The sequence below is a fragment of the Paenibacillus agricola genome (genome assembly GCF_011440305.1).
Taxonomy (GTDB): domain Bacteria; phylum Bacillota; class Bacilli; order Paenibacillales; family NBRC-103111; genus Paenibacillus_S; species Paenibacillus_S agricola.
Window position 1 is genome coordinate 42845 of sequence record NZ_JAAOIW010000009.1, and the last position, 20904, is coordinate 63748.

Genomic DNA, 20904 nt, shown 5'->3' on the forward strand with positions numbered 1-20904 from the left:
TTAAGACTGTGGCGGAAAGTTGAGAATGGGGCCGCAATCCAGACAATCGAGACTCGATATGGCGGAATGCTAATATTCATCCCTTCCCGGTTTGGCTTATGATAAGGGTGCGTGATATCCGCACATCCAAGAAAAGACAGGGGGGATAAAGTGAACGAACTACACCGTCCGCCGGCTCGCTCCATACCGACCGACAAGCTCGCCGGCGGCAGGAGAGCCATAATACGCCGGAACAAACATTTGTATTTGATGTTCCTTTTACCCGCAATTTATTTTGTTGTGTTTCACTACATCCCGATGGTCGGGAACCTGATCGCCTTCCAGAAGTACAACATCGTCGCGGGGCTGTTTAACAGCAAGTGGGTCGGGTTCGCTAACTTCAAGCTGTTTTTGAGCGATCCTTATTTCTGGAAGCTGCTGCGCAACACGCTTATGCTGAGCATGTTAGGGCTCGTCTTCATCTTCCCGGCGCCGATCATGCTGGCGCTGCTGCTCAATGAGCTTAGAAGCCAGCTGTTCAAACGGTTCGTCCAGTCCGTCGCCTACCTTCCCCATTTTTTATCGACGGTTGTCATCGCCGGGATGGTTGTGAACTTCCTGTCCTACGATGGGATTTTCAATCAGGTGATTCATTGGTTCGGCGGCGAGCATATCCAGTTTCTGAACGATCCTGCTTTATTCCGGTCCATCTATATCGGCTCGGAGGTATGGCAGCAGGTTGGATGGGGAACTATTATTTATTTGGCCGCGTTGACGGGTGTAGATCCGCATCTGTACGAAGCGGCGAAGATGGACGGAGCGAACCGCTGGAAGCAGGTTGTGAACATTACCATCCCGACGATTTTTCCGGTCATCACCATCCTGTTCCTGCTCAATATAGGGCACTTCCTCTCCGTCGGCTACGAAAAAATATTACTGCTGTACAACGGGTCCACTTATGAAACCGCGGATGTCATCCAAACCTATGTGTACCGGATAGGGCTGCTTGGCGGAGACCTTAGCTACTCATCGGCAGTGGGCATTTTCCAGTCCGTCGTAGCGTACTTCCTGGTGATAGGCGCAAATCGCATGACAAGAAGGTTAGGTGGAACGAGCTTATGGTAACGAACGGTGGTGTTCAACATCTTATGAAACGGTCCAGAAAAGTCAGCCTTTCCTTATTCGATTGTCTAAATGTTGCATTTATGCTGGGAATTATTTTTATCATGTTGTATCCGCTTTATTACATGGCCATTGTTTCCATCAGCAACGGCGGTTCCGTGTCCAGAGGGGAAGTCGGGTTTCTGCCGGTCGACATTACGTGGAAAGCGTACGAGATTGTGTTTACGGACGCGCCGATCGTTCAGGCATTCTGGAACACGCTTCTGTATACGACAGTAGGGGTCGCGATCAATTTGACGATGACTTGCCTGTGCGCCTATCCTCTTTCCCGGAAATCGTTCCACGGCAGAAACGTCTTTGCAATGCTTATCGTGTTCACGATGTTTTTTGACGGCGGGCTGATTCCCAAGTATTTGCTGATCGACTCGCTGGGGATGATCAACACCATATGGGCCATCGTGCTGCCGCCGTCGATCAGCATTATGTACATGGTCATGATGCGGACCTTTTTTCAGGAAATACCCGAAGCTTTGCATGAATCCGCTTATATAGACGGAGCCAACGATTGGACGGTGTTCCGGAAGGTCGTGCTTCCTCTGTCCGTTCCGCTTATGGCTACTATGACCTTGTTCTACGCGGTCGGCCATTGGAACAGCTTCTTCTCCGCGCTCGTTTATCTGAATGATAGGAGCAAGTATCCGCTTCAGATCATTCTGCGCAGCATAGTTGTGGAAGGAGATACAAGCAATCAGGCTACCGAAATGAGCGGCATTTCCGGATCGCTGATCATCAGCCAGAACATCAAGTACGCCGTTGTCATCATCGCCATCCTGCCGATTCTTCTATTGTATCCGTTCCTTCAAAAGTATTTCGTCAAGGGCGCAATGGTTGGTTCGTTGAAAGGATAAAAACAAATTGGGAGGGTACGTGACCATTATGAAAAAGAAAGGCCTACCTATTCTAGCAAGCACCCTGCTGCTCGCCGCAGCCGTATTACCGGCCTGCTCAAGCGGCGGCAATTCCGGGCAAGCGCCGGCTGCTTCTTCCGACGGCGGCGCGGCGGCACAGAAGCCGGCAAGAACGATTACGGTGATGATGAGCGACAGCTCTGTACAGCCGATCGTGAAGGACGCCCCCGCTCTCCAGGAAATATTGAAGAAGACAAATATGAAGATCAATCTTGAGGGCGTGCCCGCCAGCGATTTCGAAACCAAAAAAAGCACGCTTATTACCACCAACAATTTGCCTGACGTGCTGCGGGTAAGCAAGGCGGATATTACCAACTTCGCTAGCACTGGCGTATTTGTGGACCTAATGCCTTATCTCGACAAGTACGCCCCGAACTTCCTGAAACGGGTGGAAGTCGAGCCGGAAGCGAAGAAATTGATGGTTGACGGCAAATTTTACGGCTTCCCGATCATGGCGCGGAAATCCGTTGCCGCCAATGTCGGCAGCTTCCCGATGATCCGCACGGATGTTCTGAACGAACTGGGCCTGAAGGCGCCTACGGATTTCAATGAATTGTACAACGTGCTTGCCGCCTTCAAGAAAGCTTATCCGGACTCGTATCCGTGGACGATCCGAAACGGCTCCCAGTATACGCTCCGATTCCTGGTCTACGCGTTCGGCGGTGGCTTCAACATCTACTATGAGCCGAAGCAGGACAAATACATTTACGGTACCTCGACCGATGCATTCAAAGAGGTAATTACCTACTTCAACAAGCTGTACAAAGAAAAACTGCTCGATCCGAACTTCGCGAATCTGACGCAGCAGCAATGAACCGAAAATTTAAGCTCGGGAAAATCCCTGTTCTTCTACGACAATTATACGTTTGCCGTTAACTTTAACGCCGCGCTACAGCAGAAGAACCCAAAGGCCAAGTTCGAGATGATCTCTCTGCTCAAAAACAGTAAGGGCGAAAAACGCAATTATATGGATAATCCTTCCAGCTTTAACTTCTATGTCATCGGGAACAAGGTGAAAAATCCGGAGGAAATTGTAAAAATGTTCGATTGGATGTACTCGGACGAAGGCGCCGACGTGACCAATTTCGGCAGAGCGGGAGTCGACTTCACGCGCTCGGGCGACAAGGTGGCCATTCCGGATTCCTTGTTGAATCAGTATAAGGATAAGCAGGACCCTTACCGCTCCATGCAATCCGCATTGGGTACCGGGCTGCTGGGTTTCAGCGTCTTCACCGACGATACGCCGATGCTGACAATTTCCAATCCCGCGCTCAAGGAATGGTCGGATTTCGTCAAGAAGCAGAAGGATGCGAAGGAAGTTATCGAGAAGCCGCTTGATCCGCCGTTTAATACGACTGAGACAGAGCAGCTGAAGCAGCTGAATACGAAGGTGAATACGCTGCTGACGCAAAACATCGACAAATTTATTTTCGGCACACGGCCGCTGAGCGAGCTCGACGACTTCGTCAAGGAAGTGGCGACGAGCGGCGGCACGGAGATCGAAACGATTTACAATACAGCCTGGAATCGGATAAAAAAATAAACAGCGCCTGATTGGGCAACATTGAACTCAAGTATGCCCGCCCGTTACAGCCTGAACGGGAAGGTTATACCAGAATGGAGACTCTCATATGAAACATTTAGTCCTTTACCAGGAAGAAGGACGTTATGCCGCCTGGCCGGCCAATTACGGTATCTGGTCGTGGGGCGACGAGATTGTAGTGGGCTTCACGTCCGGATACCATCTGTCCGACGGCGGCTTTCATGCCCGTGATAAAACAAAGCCGTTCACCGCCATGCAGTCCCGCAGCCTGGACGGCGGCGGAACCTGGACAACGGAGGAGATGCCGCTGCAAACGCCGGGCAACAAAGGCCTGTCGACAGGCGAGCATACGGAAGATGTCCCAGGCTCTGCCGACGGAACGGACAATCAGAACGAGCTGATGCCTTTTCAGGGAGGCGTCGATTTTACCCATCCCGACTTTGCCATGATCTTCGCGCGCAAAGACTTGACGGGCGGTTCTACATCGTGGTTTTACACGTCAACCGACCGCTGCCGTACATGGCAAGGGCCCTATTTGTTGCCGATGATGGATTTGGTCGGCATCTCCGCACGCACGGAATATATCGTCTCCGGTCCCGAGGAATGCTTGCTGTTCCTGACCGCGCCGACAATTCCCGGAACGGAGACGGGCAGCCGCGTATTTTGCGCGAGGACCCGAGACGGCGGCCGTACGTTCGAATTCGTCAGCTGGATCGGCCCCGAGCTGGATAACGGCTTCAATATCATGCCGGCCGGCGTCCGCCTGTCCGATTCGCACCTGCTCGCAGCCACCCGCGATCGACGGGTAGCCGACGAAAGCAGCGCCAACTGGATTGATCTATACGCCTCGTCGGATAACGGCGCAACCTGGAGCTATATGAACCGCCCAGTGGCCGACACTGGAAACGGCGGCAATCCGTCGACGCTGACTCAGCTTCAGGATGGACGGCTGTGCATGACGTACGGCTATCGAAACGCGCCATACGGCATCAAAGCCAAGCTGAGCGAGGACAACGGCCTGACCTGGGGCGATGAAATCACCCTGCGGGAGGACGCCGGCAGCCACGATATCGGCTATACGCGCACCGTGCAACGGACTGACGGAACGCTAGTAACGGTGTATTACTTCAACGATCAGATGGGCGGCTCCTGCTACATTGCGGCCACCTTGTGGAAGCCCTGAGCCCGGTCCGCTGGCTCAATGTTGTCAGGTCTGCCCGCTATGAAATGCTCGGCAGACCCGATAGTGAACCCATCATTTTAATTTGCGAACACACGTTATTTATTTCCAGAGCAAAACCCGCCATTTTGCCATGTCACAGCAAATTTACCTTCCTATCAGCGCCACTGTAGGTGAAACAATATATATCACAGCTTGCCTTGCACTTTGAAGAGAAGTTGCAAATGGAACTATCTGCATAACACTCTCTTCGTTGATTGGTTGACCTAATAATACGAAGAGGCTGTCCCGTAAGTCACAACATGACTAAAGGAGGGCCTCTTTGATTTTTGAAAAATATTAATCGGTCATGTATTGTTCTCGCTTTGCGATCTGGCTAAGCCAATCCAATGCTCGTTTGCGCCGCTGCCTGAACCTTTTGTACTTTCTCATCGCCCAGTTCATCAACGCTCGATTCACCCGGAAATGAAGCTGATGAAGTAAGGTCCTTCCCGATTCTTGGCTCTGCGCGGTCGGAATGTATATCCTAGAAAATCGAACGCAATCTCACTGTGATCCAATCGAGGATTATCATCTTTACAATAGACGATGCGTGTCTTCACCGGATGCAACTCCAACCCACATTCCCTCAGCCGTTCTTCAAGTTCCGCTTTCAGCTGCTTCGCTGCCATTTTGCTGTGGCAGTGGATGACTGCATCATCTGCATATCTCGCAAATGGCTTGCCCGGCTGCATCTTCTCCATCCATTTGTCGAAGGCATAGTGTAGAAATAAATTGGCTAGCACAGGACTGATTACGCCACCCTGTGGTGTGCCTTTTGTTCTTGTCACCAGATCCTTGTTTGGCATCTGTATGGGGGCTTCTGTAGTTCGTGATTGATGTTGTCAAATAGACCTTTGATGTCAAATTCAAGTACCCAATCATATTTCCAGCATCGTTGCCTCGTCACCGCCAGCGCATCCATGGCTGACTTTCCAGGTCTATACCCATAGGAATCCCGATGAAAATAGGGCTCAACATAGGGCTCGAAGTATGGGTCAGAGAATTGGTCGTTAAAACATGCTACTGTCTATTCAGTCATAGAAGTGTTTTAAGTGGTAACGCTAATGGATACATGTTCTTGTCCAAGAGTATACTGCACGTTTTCTGCTATATGTGTTTAACTACCCATCTACTTCAATGAAACAGGTATCAGCGCCGCGTCGCCCTGCCAACTAGCATCTCAACAGAAAGTTTAGAATGAAATTAATATGCCTGTTTTATCATCAGGCCTCAAGTTCTTCTGCAGTTCCATCTCTTCCCGATTGCTCATAAATTGCTCAAGCCCAATATCCAGCACCATCCTGAATATGTTATCCAGCTCGTTTTCATCTTCAAACATTCCATCTGATACTACAAGCACATGCTTAAGGCTTTCCTTGGCTATCAAACCACTCTGAATATAATGGACCATATCTTGAACGCCATTCGCCACCCCGTATCCTTCTGGCGTATTGGCCATCCAACGGCTGTAAGCCATGCGGTTGAAGCCTTCATCAAAATAGCTTTCATCTGGAACAAATATGCCTCTTATCCGGTCTGCCGCCCGCTTCGCCACAGCTCGGTCGGCATTTCCTTTCACTTGGTCAGCAGTGAGAACCTTGATCTGCCCATTCTTGTCTTGAGCTGCTACGATGCAATCACCTAACTGTGCGTAGAAAACTTGCTCTTCCCCAATTCGGACTACTGCCGCACACGTTGACCATAAACCGTGTCTGCTCGTCGTATCGACGTTTGCAGCCCTCATCCTTTCATATAAGCTTCGATTGGCCCGATCTAGCTCGAAAGACAAATCTACAGATCCGATTACTTCCTCAAAATGGTTCTTAAACAGATTCGCAGCAATATAAGCGCCGTTATGGCCCGATTCATCTTGATAGGTTATCATTGGGGTAACCCCATCGAAAATACCAAATATATTTGCTGACTCGTTAACGACATAAGCGTCCTCACTTTCCTGCTTGAACGGGCATTTTCTCATAAAAGTCTGCACTTCCATATACAATCATCCTTCCCTCTGCGCAATGAATCGGATTCTGTGTCCCGGATACGCAGCACCCTTAATATGTTTGTGCTGAACTATCGTTTCTGTTAGCGGAACTACCTAAAGGTGAAGTCGCTCTTTAATCAATAGTGCCGTTTCTTCCGGTGTTCGATTGGTTGTTTGAATTCGAATATAATTTTCCCTAGTGATCTCACCAGGTAATGAGTTCAAACGATGATTTTCCAGTGTATGAATTAAATCCTTTTCTGATCGTTCGACGTCCCGTTTCGTCTGCTCATTATGTTAACGATGAGGGGATTTATTACGCGCAAGCCTATCCTCGATGTCAGCCTCGAGCTCTACAAACACACCTCGTGCCCCTTAGATTCGAAGATTTTACAGATTTGATCAACAAACTCCCAGTCAGCTAATAAATCGAACCCCCAAACCTATGTAAACATGAATCCCGCACTATTGCATTTCGACATCTGCTCAAAGATTTCCTTGCGAAATAGATCGGTTAACCACCACATTTCAAGTCCAAATCCAAAATATGGATGAAGCAGCTCAATCGTCTGATGGTTGTGGAACAACTTCAAGGCGTGATCTTTACTAGTTCATGGCCCACCGTCATCTTTCCTACAGCTTGGGGATCGAATAAAAGTATGAACTTCATTTTAATCGCCCTTTCTTGCCTAGTTTATTAAAAGCTGTTTCCAGATTACACCACGTAGAAAGTATGGACAATAGCAAGTTTAGTTCGAGTACAGTTAAAGGATTCTGCCCAATAGCTTAACGAGGTTGCCGAATGTAAAATCAGCAGCCCCTTCTTGATGTTTATAAAGTTATCGTCCCCTCATTAGGTGAACGAAGGAGTCCCTTGAGGTAGTCCTCCATGTTGACTTCATGTTTCACTCGTCTAAAAATCTAGATGTTACTTATTATGGTCAATAGTCACCTTGTGGCTGGGGACAAGCCAATTATGTACATTGTACATTTGTAATGGCTTCATGCCATAATAATCCATGTATAGCAAATGTAAGTAACAAAATAGAAACGTCTGCAGCCGAATTTTTCTTCCATAAGCCCTCTACCCGGACACGATATGTCAGGGCAGCCCCGTTATAATGAGCATGCATCACCACTACAAGGAGGGATTTTCCAATAAAGCTTCGAATCGCTACACACGACGATCACCGGATGGCTGTCATTCAGCAGGCCGTCAAGCAGCAGTTTCGCCAAACGCACCCAGATGTCACGATCGTCCTCGAAATGATGCCCAACAAGGCGGAGCTCAAACGGCTCATTAGCGGCGGCGACGGTAAAATGTTGGCGGGACCCCTTATTCGACTAAACTGCCCGTTCGTATTATAAGGTCAACCAGTTTTTTCTGGTTGATCCTTTTTGCATTTGCTTTCAGGATTAAGGTAGCCGGGTCGATCGTAGCTGCCCTTGGGACGCAGATCCAGAGCGCCATCATGTTCACCTCTACTTGTCATGACTGGTTGGGACGTAGATCCCGTATAACAAGCGATGCTATAGAGCGACAAGTTGTACCCTTTGACGCTACCGGCAATTTTATATCGAGGAGAGATGGGATGCATCCTGTTTCGGGTTAGATATTTCTAAAGGAGAGAGCCATGGACAAGCCTTTTTAGAGCGAGGTACAGAGGGACGTTTCAATTCGCACATACCCATGATGGGCTGGCGAAGCTACTTCAAACTGTGGCTTTTATACATTTTGAGAACCCATTAATTAACCTTTTATGGCGGTGCTCCCGACACACTATTACCATATAATTTCCAATAAGTCCTATGTAATTTTATTATAACATTTTATGCAACAACCACCGTTATCCACTCCATTTTTCATAGTCTATAATTGTTCAATAAATAAACCTATACTAATATTCCTATTAATGGTAGAATAATTTGGGTATTATTACCCAAATTAGGAGATGATTTATTTGAAAATGCGTCTTAAAATTATGTTTTTCGTTGTTTTATGCTTATCAGTTCTCATTCCGTTAATTGCTTCAGCAGAAGAATCTGAGTATACCGTTTACATTAACGATAAGCAATTGGAAACTGAATATGCGCAAATCTCAAAAGACAATGCTATTCATGTACCCTTTTGGGACGTTATTGGACAATTAAACATGTCAGCCGAATATAATAATGAAGTACTTAAAATAAATCATCCCTATCGAATATTATTGGTTTCGCCTGATAGTAACATGATGACCTACTTTGGTCGAGGAATGGAGGAGCATCAAACAAGATTAGAATATCCAATCATTTCGCAAGACGATGTATTATATGTGCCACTTGCATTTCTCAGTGACTATCTTGATATGCAAATCGCATATAGTGATGATGGAAGAATAGATATCACGGCAGGTGATTTTAGTAAAGATGTAGCATGGACAACTGCAAGCAAAGAAAAAGCCAAAATTGATACAGCAGCGAAAAAATTGAATTTAGACGTGGTCTCAGAAAATTTATGGATGAAGAATCCTGTATTATGGAATAGAAGCAATTATGTAGGTGATGTTTTGATGCAAGAAAAATATAATCAACAAACGATTGTTAGTTACAGTGGCGCCACAGTTACTCTAGTTAATGATGAGAAGCAATACACGGTCACATTTACTTCATTGGATACTTTAGCGAAAACTTTTTACACTAGTGATCCATTTGACACTACAAACTGGTCGCAGGATATAAAAGCTTTAATACGTAAAGGATTAGTTAGGGTCGGTATGAATGAAGAAATGGCTATTGCTGCGTGGGGCCGACCGGATGATACGAATAAGTATTCAAGTAAATATAGTTATACGGAACAATGGATATATAAAGGAAGTAATTTTAATAATAGCTATCTCTATTTTGATGAAACAGGAAAAGTTACAAGCATTCAAAATTAATATCATTTGGTTCGGCTCAAGAGAACGTCCTTCAGAGGGCGTTTTTTTGTATATATTTCGATTACTTATGTATTGTTTTGGTGCCAATAACGGAGAATGGGAGTAGTTTAATGTCATTGAAACGTGACACTAAACTACTCCCACAAAGTCGAAAAACCCTTGAAGCATATAGGAATTTAATGATCCCATTCTAGTGTCGCTATACACGACACAAATGTTCCTAAATTCTTGTTCCAAGGGCATTATTATACAAAATACAAAAACAACTTTTGCACACATAATTGTGTAAAAGTTGTCTTAATTATTTGTGCTCTTACAATGTAAGAATAATCGGTCCATCCTTCGTAAGAATAATCGTATGTTCGTATTGAGCTACAAAGCTTTTTTCTGTAACATAGGTCCAGCCGTCTTCTTTTTGGAATACTTCTTCTTCAAAGGTCGAGATAAATGGTTCGAATGCGATAACCATCCCCTCCTTTAATAATTCATCATCCCATGTATCATTATAATTATAAATGTTGTCAGGTGCTTCGTGTATTGTACGTCCAATACCATGTCCTGTAAGATTTTTGATAACAGTTAATCCATTCTCTCTCGCTGTTTGGAATACTACTTTTCCGATTCCACTTTTTTTTGAACCAGGTTTTGCTTTCTTAAGCCCTGCTTCAAATGCCTTTTTAGCAACGTCACATATTTTCGTTAATACTTCTTCTCCTTCGCCTACTACAAACGAGATTCCTGTATCTGCGAAATACCCGTTTTTGGAACCAGAAACATCTATATTTACTAAATCCCCTTCATGAATAACCCGATGACCCGGAATACCATGTGCCACTTCTTCATTAACACTAATGCAAGTATAGCCAGGAAAATCATATTCACCTTTTGGGGCTGAAACTGCACCTGCTTTCTCTAAAAACCCTCCTGCTAAATCATCAAGTTCTTTGGTCGTTATGCCAGGAATTGTTCTTTGTACCAATTCATCTCTAATGGAGGCAACAATTTTTCCGATTTCCTTCAAACCATAAAAATCTTCTTCTGTTTTTGCAATCATCGTATATCCTCACTTTTTAAAGTATCTTTTGATTATTAGTATTCCATTTAGATTATAGCATAAACGGAACGGCTTTTTCTTCAACTAAACTGCCTCTTTAGCTGAGCGAAGGGCTACCACGCGGCGGCCCTTCTGGCATTGAACTATCAGATATGAGAAGATTATCTCACAGGTAGATGCAACAGAAGGTGGGTAGTATTTGACACTTACTTGTTAACTAATTCCAAATTTTTATATTTTGACGACATGCTCAACTCCGCGAAAAAAATAAGCTTATTTTCTGTTCCTGAAAGCAACCTTTGTATATTTTCCATATGCCTGAAAGTAACCATAAACGCCATTAGGCATGCAAATAAATAAAAATATAAGGTATTTCCAAAAACAGGAATAATTGTAGCACATATTGTGCCTAAAGAAACATAACGGGTTAAAGCTACTATTATCACAAAAAAGCCAAGGCATAAAAGGGCCATAACCCAGTCAACCATAAACAGCACAGCCACTGCTGTAAGTGCTCCCTTGCCTCCTTTAAACCCAAAATATACCGGCCAGTTATGCCCTATAACCGCTCCTGCGCCTGCCGCTAAAAGGCTTACGCAATCTTTAGCCTCTCCCGAATAAAAGTAAACGCCAAGCAACAAGCCTATATAACAGGCAATTATCCCTTTTAATATATCTCCCGCAAGAACAAACACCGCAGCAGATTTCCCAAGTATCCTCAGAGTATTGGTAAGCCCGGCGCTTTTGCTTCCATGGCTTCTTATATCCTTGCCGTATATTTTCCCTACAATCACCGCTGTATTAAGGCTGCCTAAAAAGTAGCCCAAAGCTAAGGCCGCAAAAAGCTTTAAAATATCAATCATTACATGTACTCACTCCTTTTAGAAATTATGGAAAATGATTACTTGTATATAATTCTTGATATTTGTTAAATTCCCTGTATTACTAGTGAATATTACTGCCTCATTAGCGGAGCAAACAAAAGACGGCTGCCGAAGCAACCGCTATTTCACTATCGTAACCCTCGTTAGTTCATCAACCATGTGGATAATGGTTATCATCCCAAACTTGTACTTCTATGTACCTATCTGGTCCATTATTACCCTCACGGTTCCATTCTTGCGGTAATCCGAAATCATTTATGACCTGATAAATCTCGTTTAACGTATAAACCTGGCTTCGATATATCTTCCCATCCTGATATCTCATCGTTGGAAACAAATCCCCGTATGTAAAACTTATTGTGTCAGGGTCGAAATCTGTGATCGGTATTTGAAGTTCTTTACCATTCTCAAACCATTCTAAGAGCCAGGGGCATTCTCCAACAGTCATGTAATGAGGAAAACTTAGTTTAGGCTTTCCTCCCTTTAATATGAATAACTCTCTTGCTTTTAATTCAAGACTTCGTCGAATTGTAAGATAGTCCTTGGACCTTTTGCTTGCAAATCCTTTCTTCTGAAAACGAATTTCGTTCAGAACCTTTTCTGCTTCTTCTGGTTCTAGATCAGATAAATTTCGAAAAGGTCCATACTGCCCGTTAGCGGAGCGAATTACCGCCATTGGGCAAACCTTCTGATATTCCGCTATCGTAACCGTTAGTTCAGCAGTATCGTTTAAAGTGCTTTGACAAAAGTGACTCTATGATAATCGATTTTATAGAAATCTTTCTCGTATTCAATCATTTCAAAACCGTTGACGTTAACCCTTCTGAAGGTATAATTTAGGGAGGTTGCCATTGTCGGCACCTCCCTAAGCTATTCACCAAACACCTAATTATCATTTAACCAAAAATCCATTAACCTAAGTCCTCGCTACTCGCAGTGGGTATAAGAGACAGCGATTTTACATGGAGTAGCGGGCATGATAAGTTCGTTAGCAACGCAAATTCCCTTACATTCGGCAGCTTTCGCGAGTAATCATGCCCGCAGAGGCTCCATGTCAAATCGCTCTACTATCCCTCTCAAACATAACTTTATCCACGAAGTATAGCGATCCCTTATTATTTACCATTCTGAGCCTTGTAATTTTTTACATACTCGTCTTGAACTGCCTTGCCACCCTGATCCATGTACTGTTGAACCAATGTTTTGTACAGGCTATCCACTTCGGCTGGCTTAGCAACAATTAGTTTTGCAAGCAACTGAGCTGAAAGATTCCTAAGCTCTGCGTTGCTTTTTGCATCGGCTGCATTTGGTATTGAATAGAAGTATGTCGTATAATAGTCCACCATACCTACCTTTAAAGCATTCTCTGCATCCTTTTCATAACCAGGATATCCTGCAGAAATTGCTGCATTATTCTTCTGCTGATCACCAAGCTCGATACCGTTTGAAAGTATATCATAGTCGAGGTTGTTCGCAACCGTCATCATCTTATCGCCGGTATTTGTTGTTCCTGTCTGTTTTGGAACACCATTAACCATGTTGTAGTCCACGCCTTCCTGACCGTTCTGGAGGAAGAGAGTTACCTTGGGGTCAGCCATCCAGTTGAGGTACTGTATGGCAAGATCAACATTTTTGCTTGATTTAGGAATAATGATATACATCCCATTCGGGCTGTACACGTTCTTCGGATGTTTCCCTGCATCATTCTGCCATGGATCGATAGGAATAAGCTGAGCGCCAGGAACGTTTTTTGTAAGGTTGGTATAGGTGCCGGGAGCTGTCCTGTACGGACCATCCCAGTTCGTCTGGAATGCACCGACTTTACCATTGGAAATATCCGCGTCGAGCAGTTTTCCATCCTTGTCAGTTGCGAAATTCGGGCTAATCAAGCCTGTATTATACATCTTGTTCATATATTGAACAGCTTTATCAAACCCAGGCAAATTCCAGTTTGTTGACCAGATAGGTTGCGGCTGAAGTGTAGCAAACTGTTCTTCAGTAAGGTTAGATGGCTTAAAGGCCTCCGGTATATAGCTGAGCCCTGGACCGGATGGCGACAGCGAATAACCATAAGGAATAACACCGCTTACACTTCCAGGGTTCTTCTCTTTGAACGCAACCATGGTGTTATAGAACTGTTCCGGTGTTGTTGGGACAGGAAGCCCCAGCTTATCAAGCCAGTCTTTACGGATAAACGTATTATTACCAGCGAGAACAGTCCGCTTGCCCGGTACCGAATACTGCTTGCCATTAAATTTGCCGTACTTTAATACATCATCGCCAAGATACTTTGTAAGAGTAGATCCATCCTGCTTGAGAACTGAATCAAGCTCTGCCAAACCACCCTGCTGTACATAATTATAAACAACACCCTGGTTGTATGTGTAGGAAATGTCAGGTGCCTGGCCGGCTGCCATCAATATGTTCAACTTGTCCACTTCCTGGGCTCTAGGGACTGAAACAAAGTTTACTGTGGCATTAAACTGCTTGCCGAAATTATCGTTGATATACTTTGTCCAAAAGTTATTATTCAAATCCGGCTGGCCTGGTTTGCCTCTGTCGAAAACTTCGACAGTTAATGTTCGATGTTCTTTTGTAGTGCCTGCTGTACCATTTTGTGTGCCGCTGGACGAATTGCTCTGACAGCCGGCCAACGTAATTGTTAGCGCTACCAAAGAAACACAGATAGATCGTTGTGCCTTTACCTTCAAAGAAACCACTCCCTTTTTTTAATTTGATATTTAGCAAATTTATTTATATAAATTCGTGAAATAGATTAAAACATCTATTTCACTTACCTATATCAACCTTTAACGGCACCAATCATAATGCCGGATACAAAGTATTTCTGGAGCCATGGATACACTAGAAGAATCGGAACTGTACCAAACATAATACTTGCCGCTTTCAATGCCTCTGAAGGCAGATTTACATTGACATTCTCGCCAGACATTTGCTGCGAAATATTGATAACGTTATACAGCTTAAGCTGTATCGTATTCAAATTTTGGTCTGTAATGTAGAAAAGAGCATCCTGAAAATAATTCCACCTGAATACCGCATATAGTAAACTGACTGTGGCAAGTGCTGGCTTGGAAAGAGGCAGCACAATCTTAAGCAGAATCTGCAGTTCGTTGCATCCGTCCAGGTGTGCAGCTTCCTCCAGGCTTTCAGGCAAGCTCTGGAAGAACGATTTCAAAATGATCATATAGTATACGCTCATCATACCCGGAAGAATCAGTGCAAATGGAGTGTTCAAAAGACCCAGATTCTTTACATTCAGATAATCCGGAATCAAACCACCGCTAAAATACATGGTAAAAAGCATCATTAGCAATAAAGCATTTCTGCCCTTGAGTCTTTTTTTAGTCAGCGGGTACGCCGCCAATATTGTAACCGTCAATGCAAGGAGCACAAATACAACCGTCAGGATCACCGTATAAAACAATGAGTACAACATACCGGCATCACCGAATACAACTTTATAGGCTTCTATATTAAAGTCTATAGGGTAGATGGTAACTGCATGGGATATAATCGCCTTATTAGAGCTAAGTGATTGCGAAAAAATATAGAGAAAAGGAACCAGGCATACAAAAACCGCAATTAAAACAATAAATGCTGCTGTATAGTCAATAATTCCATTTTTTAAATTTTGTGACATTGTCGGTACCTCCTTACCATATTCCATTTTCTCCTAATTTGCGAGTAATAAAATTGGATGTTACCAGGAATATTAAGCAAATAACAGACTGGAACAGGCCCACAGCTGCACCAACTGAAAAGTTCGCAGATTGAATACCTACACGATAAACATAGGTGCTGATAACGTCACCAAAGTCCATAACAAGGTTATTTTGAATGGTGAATGGACGGTCGAAGTTAATAGCCATAATATTACCGAGCTGCAGTATCAGAAGGATTGCAATGGTCGGTCTGATACCAGGCAGCGTGACATGCCAAATCTTCCTGAATCTTCCTGCACCATCTGCGTCAGCAGCTTCATACAACTGCTTGTCAATTCCCGTCATAGCAGCAAGATACAAAATTGTACCCCATCCTGCGTTCTGCCATACTCCAACTAAAGAATAAGTTGCAACCCATACATATTTGTTCGTGAGGAACGGTAACGGTTGTCCACCCATATCGCTAATTAATGAATTTAACATACCTGTGGGAGAAAGCAACTGAGCAACAATTCCACCGATAATAACCCAGGAAAGGAAATGTGGCAGATACAGTATGGTCTGGCTTATCTTTTTATACTTATTCCATACCAGTTCATTTATTAAAATAGCCAAAATGATCGGCGCTGGAAATCCCACAATCAAATCCAAACCGTTAAGCATCAAAGTGTTTCTAACAACCTGAAAAAATTGTGGTGATGCAAAAATTTGCCTGAATGTTTCAAAATTATTCCAAGGACTCATGTTGACGCCCTGAAAAATGTTGTACTCCTTAAAAGCAATCTGTATGCCATACATGGGAGCATATTTAAATGTCAATAAATATGCAACAGGGATAATCAACATAAGGTAAAGTATAAAATCAAACTTTATATAGTAAAGGAATCCTTTCTTTTTTTTCAGCGGCTTTCCAACGCTATTCTTTTTATCCAGAGCAACACTACTATTCATTGCGTTCATAAACTACAACCTCCATTTTACGGCTCTTCGCTATACTTCGTAAATAAAGTTATGTTCAACCGACGTCTTTGTAGGTCCATGTGGTCCAATGGGCCCCCATACTGTTCGAAGATACCAATTTGATCGTCCATTGCGTGCAAGCGATTCGGCACTTCGCTGGCGGGGTCGTTGTAAACGGAACCAAATCCCCCTACCAAAGCGGAACGTTATATTTCTCTGCAAACTGAGTGCCCTAATGGTTCGGAACTCCTGCAGATGCACCTCCCGATCCCAGTATTTACCCCTTGACACACGAGCATTTTTCGCCAAGGACATGATGTCGCCAGTCAACGGGATCCGCAACAATTGAAAATGATGATTTAACTCCGCTTGATCAAAATGGTCGATTTCTGAAAAATCGGGAGACCACTTGACTTCCTCCATATCTGTCGATTCCACCTACGGTCTGTCTGTAAGATGAGCCAAATACCATTTGCCTGTAAGCGATTGCACAATCGAAGCATGCCTGCACTTTTGCAGCGGATTTCTCGGGTCGTACCATGACGTAAGGAAGGGACTCCGTTATTCTGATGTCCGTTCCCTGAAAAATCACTTTGGTTTACCAATTAAACATTGTTCTTCATGAGAGTATTCCTGCAGCACGATGCCGGCAATTTGGAAACACGATTTAAAGGCCGGTCCACAAGATGCCAGTTAACCAAATCCCTGGAACGGTGAATTTGCACCCCGGGAAACCATTCGAAAGTCGAAACGGCTAAGTAATAATCGTCTTCACCATGCAAAAGTTCGGATCGGAATTAAGCCCCCTCTCGTTTTCTCTTGGTTAATTCAATGAATAAACTAAATAGTAGCAATGTCTACGATGTTGTTAACGCTTTCATGATTTGATTGTAGCCTAGTTTTTAATCGATGTAAACCCTTCTTGTATACTAGTATACAAAATTATTTTCTGGTAAAATACAGCATTAATCGGTATAGAAAACCGAAATTGCTCCCCCCCTTTGTTAGAGACTTTCTTCACAATATCATCAATTGTTTCCGAAAGTGCCCGAGAAGGAGGAGTTAACATCCCACGATACTCCTCAAATGCTTTTCTCATTACATCGTAAACGATATGAATTTCATGTACGTTGGCTTGATTGATTAGTGCTTTCATCAGATCCCCTCGAACTTGCTACACTTATTATTAAAATCCCTGTATTTTCCACATGTCATTTGTTTGTTGTGTTATCCTGCCAAATCGTATTATGAGGTTACCAGATCTTTCTGGTCGACCTCTTTTTTGTAAGGTCGTAAGATAACGGTAGCGAGAGCTATTCCGTTCATCCCCCTACTTGTTCAACCATGGTTAGGCTGGTTGGGACATGAATCCCGTATCACATGCGATAGTGTGGACGTTTCAATTAAAATCACTCCAAAGCAATCTTACAACATGTTATCATAATTTCGATTTCTCATTATAACTGCCCGTTACTTCAATGAAACATCAAAGTGGAACTGTCCTTGGGGGAGCTCCACTTTATCATTCTCCGCTAGGACATTTTATTGTTCATTTTCAGCCGCCACCACCGCAACAGCCCGAACCGGGGATCCGTCGCCACAGACGATGCGCAGAGGAAATCCGTAAAAAATAAAGTCGGTTCCGCGGGGAAGACGCTCCAAACCCTGCAACCCCGTATACGTCACAATTCCGATTCCCAACAACGCCCGCTCTAGTTCTTCAGACAGTTCTCCACCAATGAACGGTGGTCGCAGCTCAGCGAGTCTGACAAAGCACTCTAGCCCGACGGATTCGGAGAAAAACAGCCCACGGCCTTCCGGCCAATTCGGGTCTTCGATCCGTACTACACGCGATGCTCCGAAAAAGCGCTCCAATGGCAGCTCATCCAATGTCGCGGCACCGGGATGCATGTGTGAAGGCGCGTCCACGTGGGTTCCGGTATGACTACCCAAAGAAAGCTGCCGCAGCTCCCAGCTGTGACACTCGTATGTGTGCGCTACCTTGACTTTTACCACCGGATCGCCAGGATAAACGTGCATGCCGTCCGCAATCGGCAACGACAAATCGATTACTCTCATTCAGACTCCCCTATTCCTGCAAGCTATTATCCAAATTTCACTTCAGTTTGACTTGAACTATCGTTCTCCGTTTGCTCAATGAGCAATTAAAAATTACCATTTCCACTCTTCAAAAAACACTCATTTTTCATCTGCTCGGGCGAATATTGACTTACACGTCTTACATCTTAAAATGTCGGATTACGAACTTTCGTCAGGGCAAGCAGGCAGGCTTGGAAACTCATTTCCTAAAATGACGCATTCCCTTCCGTACGCCTCTATTCTTACTGGGCAGTTAAAATCAGCGGTCCGTCCAGCGTGACTGCGATCGTATGCTCATATTGCGCCGACAACTTGCCGTCGGCCGTTCTCGCCGTCCACTGATCGTCGTCGGTTGTGATACGGAACGTACCTTCGTTGACCATCGGTTCAATCGTAAACACCATGCCTTCCTTTAACCGAATGCCTTTGCCGGCTACGCCGATATGCTCGTAGTTCGGCTCCTCGTGCAGGCTCCGCCCGATCCCGTGCGCCAGCAGATCGCGTACGACCGAAAACCTGTTCGCTTCCGCATGCTGTTGAATCGCCGACGTTATGTCGCCGAGCCGGCCCCCGGGGAGCGCCCGGGCGATCCCCAGATCCAAGCATTCCTTTGCCACCTTCATTAATTTTTGCGCCTCCGGTCGGATATTGCCCACTGCATAGCACCAGCACGAATCACCAAACCATCCGCCGTATTCCACGACAATGTCGAGCTTCAGCAAGTCGCCGTCCATAAGCGCCCGGTTCGAAGGAATGCCATGGGCCACCACATCGTTGACCGAGATGCAGGTTTCGGCGGGGAAACCGTTGTACCCTTTCGTAAACTGCTTGCCGCCCAGCTTGGTGATGTGTCTGGCAACAAAGTCATTGATTTCCCGGGTAGTGATCCCAGGCTTGATCAGATTGGCCACCTCGCGGTAGCAGTCCGCAACGATTTGGCTCGCCGGTTTCATCTCTTCGATTTCCCTAGGTGATTTTAAAATGATCATCTTTTGTTTATTCGCTCCTTATCAATTCTATAATTTTAAAAACAGGGCGATATCCCTGGCCTCCTCGTGCAGCTTTCCGCGGCGAAGCGAAATCGAGGCGCAGCCGACCAAGGCGGCCAGCAGCATTTCCGCGCGCTGTAGCAGATAATGCGGCTCCGCCGCGTTTCCACCGGAAGCAGCAGCCCCGTCCGCGGCACGCCTGGTTTCCAGCAGCACGGCTAGCGGCGTGAGCACCTCCCGGCGAAAGGCGGCCGAGAGCGGGGTCGACCGCGCTTCAGGCAGCGAGGTAAAGCCCTCACCGGCCAGCTTATGCAGCAGGTACAGGCCGTGGTCCTCCGCCCAAAGCTGCAGCAGCCGGACGCCGGCGGCGGCGACGGGGCCAAGCTCTGCGGCAGCGGCTGTTTTGTCGCTTCCGCTTCGGGAATCCGCGGCAGCCGAGTTCCCAGTGTCCGCCGCAGCAGCCAAGCTGAATTGCCCGCCCGCCGGAGCCTCCCTCGAAGCCGAAGCGCGCGGGGCCTCCAACCATCCCCCGGCCCGCACCAAAGCGTCCCATAGCAGATCGTGGAGCAAATCGCCCTTATTGCTGTAATAATGGTATACCGTGCCATAGCCGAGTCCCGCCTGCGCGGCCACATCGCGGATTTCCAGTAAAGGCCCTTTATTCAAAAACACATCGGCAGCGGCTTTACGGATTTGCGCTAGACGCCGCAGCCGGATATCTTCGTTTTGTTCCTTCGTGCGTGGAGTCATCTCGTCCGTTCACCTCTTTTATTTTCGACCTACTACTATGTCAATATAAAACATCGGCTTGCGAATAACAAGAGATTAGCTGGAGAATTTCCGGCTCAACCTAGAAATCGGTGCTTAACCAACGCCTCGAACGAGCGACCTGTTTGGTACATTGCTACGCTAACAGTTGTCATAGCGATTAGTCGGTCCAAAAAACGGAGGTTTCTTTTCTAACGGTTGTCTCCTCTGCCTTCGAAAAAACGGGAAATAGGCCCGCTGGCAACCGTTACATTTTGTAAACCCCCATTTTTACCCAAATAGCGTGGCTCACAACCATTAGATTTTTCGCACGCTTTTACGTACTCGCATCGACTCCTCTGGTCAAGCACCGATTTCGGTTTTGAGCCGGAATTCCCGTTAATCCCCGGGCTTGTTATTTCAGGGTATTTCTGTATTAATTCCATTAACCTGCCCGTTACTTCAAAGGCAAAATAGACCGCAGTGGCGGTCTGCCTCATTCGTTCCATGCTGGTCTTGTATAACCCACTCTTCTGAATTTAATTTCTTCGCTATTAAGCACGAATGCTTCGTAAAGACTAATTGTACCAATTTAATGATATTTCCAAATCTTTTACTGGAATGAAAACTCCGTCGATTCCTTGAAATAAAGCAGTATTATTCATGTAATTTCTTCCTTTCCTTTATTTTTCATCAATTAAGATTTTGGTCCGTAACCCAATAAATTTACTTTTCAATTCGT

At 45.3% G+C, this 20904-nt stretch carries 21 protein-coding genes and 2 pseudogenes; 7 read left to right on the forward strand and 16 right to left on the reverse strand.

The window, feature by feature from the left end; genetic code table 11:
• The first annotated feature begins 150 nt into the window (after nucleotides 1-150).
• The 5 genes from G9U52_RS22640 to G9U52_RS22660 all read left to right on the forward strand — a co-directional run bounded on the left by G9U52_RS22640 (nucleotide 151) and on the right by G9U52_RS22660 (nucleotide 4795).
• Nucleotides 151-1104 (forward strand): ABC transporter permease, encoded by a 954-nt coding sequence (locus tag G9U52_RS22640; protein WP_311764908.1) that lies wholly within the window; start codon nucleotides 151-153, stop codon nucleotides 1102-1104.
• A complete protein-coding gene (locus G9U52_RS22645; RefSeq protein ID WP_243767501.1) occupies nucleotides 1098-2009 on the forward strand; it encodes a carbohydrate ABC transporter permease in 912 nt (303 codons plus the stop codon). The genes G9U52_RS22640 and G9U52_RS22645 overlap by 7 nt, the downstream gene beginning before the upstream one ends.
• Before the next feature lie 28 nt (nucleotides 2010-2037).
• Nucleotides 2038-2883, forward strand: a complete 846-nt coding sequence (locus G9U52_RS22650; protein ID WP_166152930.1) for an extracellular solute-binding protein — start codon at nucleotides 2038-2040, stop codon at nucleotides 2881-2883.
• A 108-nt stretch (nucleotides 2884-2991) separates the two neighbouring features.
• Nucleotides 2992-3612: a type 2 periplasmic-binding domain-containing protein gene (locus tag G9U52_RS22655; protein WP_207953146.1), complete on the forward strand. Its 621-nt coding sequence runs from the start codon at nucleotides 2992-2994 to the stop codon at nucleotides 3610-3612.
• An 88-nt stretch (nucleotides 3613-3700) separates the two neighbouring features.
• Nucleotides 3701-4795, forward strand: a complete 1095-nt coding sequence (locus tag G9U52_RS22660; RefSeq protein WP_166152932.1) for an exo-alpha-sialidase — start codon at nucleotides 3701-3703, stop codon at nucleotides 4793-4795.
• Nucleotides 4796-5247: 452 nt separating this feature from the next.
• Here the strand turns inward: G9U52_RS22660 and G9U52_RS22665 are convergent, their stop codons facing one another.
• The 3 genes and pseudogenes from G9U52_RS22665 to G9U52_RS40155 all read right to left on the reverse strand — a co-directional run bounded on the left by G9U52_RS22665 (nucleotide 5248) and on the right by G9U52_RS40155 (nucleotide 7491).
• Nucleotides 5248-5640, reverse strand: a complete 393-nt coding sequence (locus G9U52_RS22665) for a reverse transcriptase domain-containing protein (RefSeq protein ID WP_207953147.1) — start codon at nucleotides 5638-5640, stop codon at nucleotides 5248-5250.
• A gap of 386 nt (nucleotides 5641-6026) precedes the next feature.
• On the reverse strand, nucleotides 6027-6830 hold the full coding sequence (locus G9U52_RS22675) for a PP2C family serine/threonine-protein phosphatase (protein ID WP_166152933.1): 804 nt from the start codon (nucleotides 6828-6830) through the stop codon (nucleotides 6027-6029).
• Between the two features lie 105 nt (nucleotides 6831-6935).
• Nucleotides 6936-7491, reverse strand: a pseudogene (locus G9U52_RS40155) (shikimate kinase).
• 524 nt (nucleotides 7492-8015) lie between these two features.
• Between G9U52_RS40155 and G9U52_RS39310 the strand changes: the two are divergent.
• On the forward strand, nucleotides 8016-8189 hold the full coding sequence (locus G9U52_RS39310; protein ID WP_207953148.1) for a hypothetical protein: 174 nt from the start codon (nucleotides 8016-8018) through the stop codon (nucleotides 8187-8189).
• A gap of 599 nt (nucleotides 8190-8788) precedes the next feature.
• Nucleotides 8789-9742: a stalk domain-containing protein gene (locus G9U52_RS22685; RefSeq protein WP_375790275.1), complete on the forward strand. Its 954-nt coding sequence runs from the start codon at nucleotides 8789-8791 to the stop codon at nucleotides 9740-9742.
• Between the two features lie 313 nt (nucleotides 9743-10055).
• Here G9U52_RS22685 and map (G9U52_RS22690) read toward each other — a convergent pair whose 3' ends face one another.
• The 13 genes and pseudogenes from map (G9U52_RS22690) to G9U52_RS39320 all read right to left on the reverse strand — a co-directional run bounded on the left by map (G9U52_RS22690) (nucleotide 10056) and on the right by G9U52_RS39320 (nucleotide 20671).
• Nucleotides 10056-10796 carry a type I methionyl aminopeptidase gene (map, locus tag G9U52_RS22690; RefSeq protein WP_166152935.1) on the reverse strand — a complete coding sequence of 247 codons (741 nt, stop codon included), beginning with the start codon at nucleotides 10794-10796 and terminating at the stop codon, nucleotides 10056-10058.
• Between the two features lie 206 nt (nucleotides 10797-11002).
• Complete coding sequence (gene plsY / locus G9U52_RS22695; protein WP_166152936.1) at nucleotides 11003-11659, reverse strand: glycerol-3-phosphate 1-O-acyltransferase PlsY; 657 nt, start codon at nucleotides 11657-11659, stop codon at nucleotides 11003-11005.
• A 172-nt stretch (nucleotides 11660-11831) separates the two neighbouring features.
• Nucleotides 11832-12356, reverse strand: coding sequence for a hypothetical protein (locus tag G9U52_RS22700; RefSeq protein WP_166152937.1), 525 nt, complete (start codon nucleotides 12354-12356; stop codon nucleotides 11832-11834).
• Between the two features lie 53 nt (nucleotides 12357-12409).
• A complete protein-coding gene (locus G9U52_RS40960) occupies nucleotides 12410-12532 on the reverse strand; it encodes a hypothetical protein (protein WP_279538708.1) in 123 nt (40 codons plus the stop codon).
• Nucleotides 12533-12795: 263 nt separating this feature from the next.
• Nucleotides 12796-14400 (reverse strand): extracellular solute-binding protein, encoded by a 1605-nt coding sequence (locus G9U52_RS22705; RefSeq protein ID WP_166152938.1) that lies wholly within the window; start codon nucleotides 14398-14400, stop codon nucleotides 12796-12798.
• Nucleotides 14401-14483: 83 nt separating this feature from the next.
• Entirely contained in the window at nucleotides 14484-15344 is an 861-nt protein-coding gene (locus tag G9U52_RS22710) for a carbohydrate ABC transporter permease (protein WP_166152939.1), read from the reverse strand.
• A 13-nt stretch (nucleotides 15345-15357) separates the two neighbouring features.
• A complete protein-coding gene (locus G9U52_RS22715) occupies nucleotides 15358-16317 on the reverse strand; it encodes an ABC transporter permease (protein ID WP_166153164.1) in 960 nt (319 codons plus the stop codon).
• A gap of 450 nt (nucleotides 16318-16767) precedes the next feature.
• Nucleotides 16768-17104: pseudogene (locus G9U52_RS41750) on the reverse strand (family 43 glycosylhydrolase); the annotation flags it as partial.
• A 117-nt stretch (nucleotides 17105-17221) separates the two neighbouring features.
• Nucleotides 17222-17482, reverse strand: a complete 261-nt coding sequence (locus tag G9U52_RS22725) for a hypothetical protein (RefSeq protein WP_166152940.1) — start codon at nucleotides 17480-17482, stop codon at nucleotides 17222-17224.
• Nucleotides 17483-17868: 386 nt separating this feature from the next.
• Nucleotides 17869-18405 carry a cyclase family protein gene (locus G9U52_RS22730; protein WP_166152941.1) on the reverse strand — a complete coding sequence of 179 codons (537 nt, stop codon included), beginning with the start codon at nucleotides 18403-18405 and terminating at the stop codon, nucleotides 17869-17871.
• Nucleotides 18406-18668: 263 nt separating this feature from the next.
• The gene (map, locus tag G9U52_RS22735) at nucleotides 18669-19415 is read right to left on the reverse strand and encodes a type I methionyl aminopeptidase (protein WP_166152942.1); all 747 of its coding nucleotides are present in this window, start codon (nucleotides 19413-19415) and stop codon (nucleotides 18669-18671) included.
• A 27-nt stretch (nucleotides 19416-19442) separates the two neighbouring features.
• The gene (locus G9U52_RS22740) at nucleotides 19443-20165 is read right to left on the reverse strand and encodes a TetR/AcrR family transcriptional regulator (RefSeq protein WP_166152943.1); all 723 of its coding nucleotides are present in this window, start codon (nucleotides 20163-20165) and stop codon (nucleotides 19443-19445) included.
• A 209-nt stretch (nucleotides 20166-20374) separates the two neighbouring features.
• Entirely contained in the window at nucleotides 20375-20671 is a 297-nt protein-coding gene (locus tag G9U52_RS39320; RefSeq protein WP_207953150.1) for a hypothetical protein, read from the reverse strand.
• Between the last annotated feature and the right edge of the window lie 233 nt (nucleotides 20672-20904).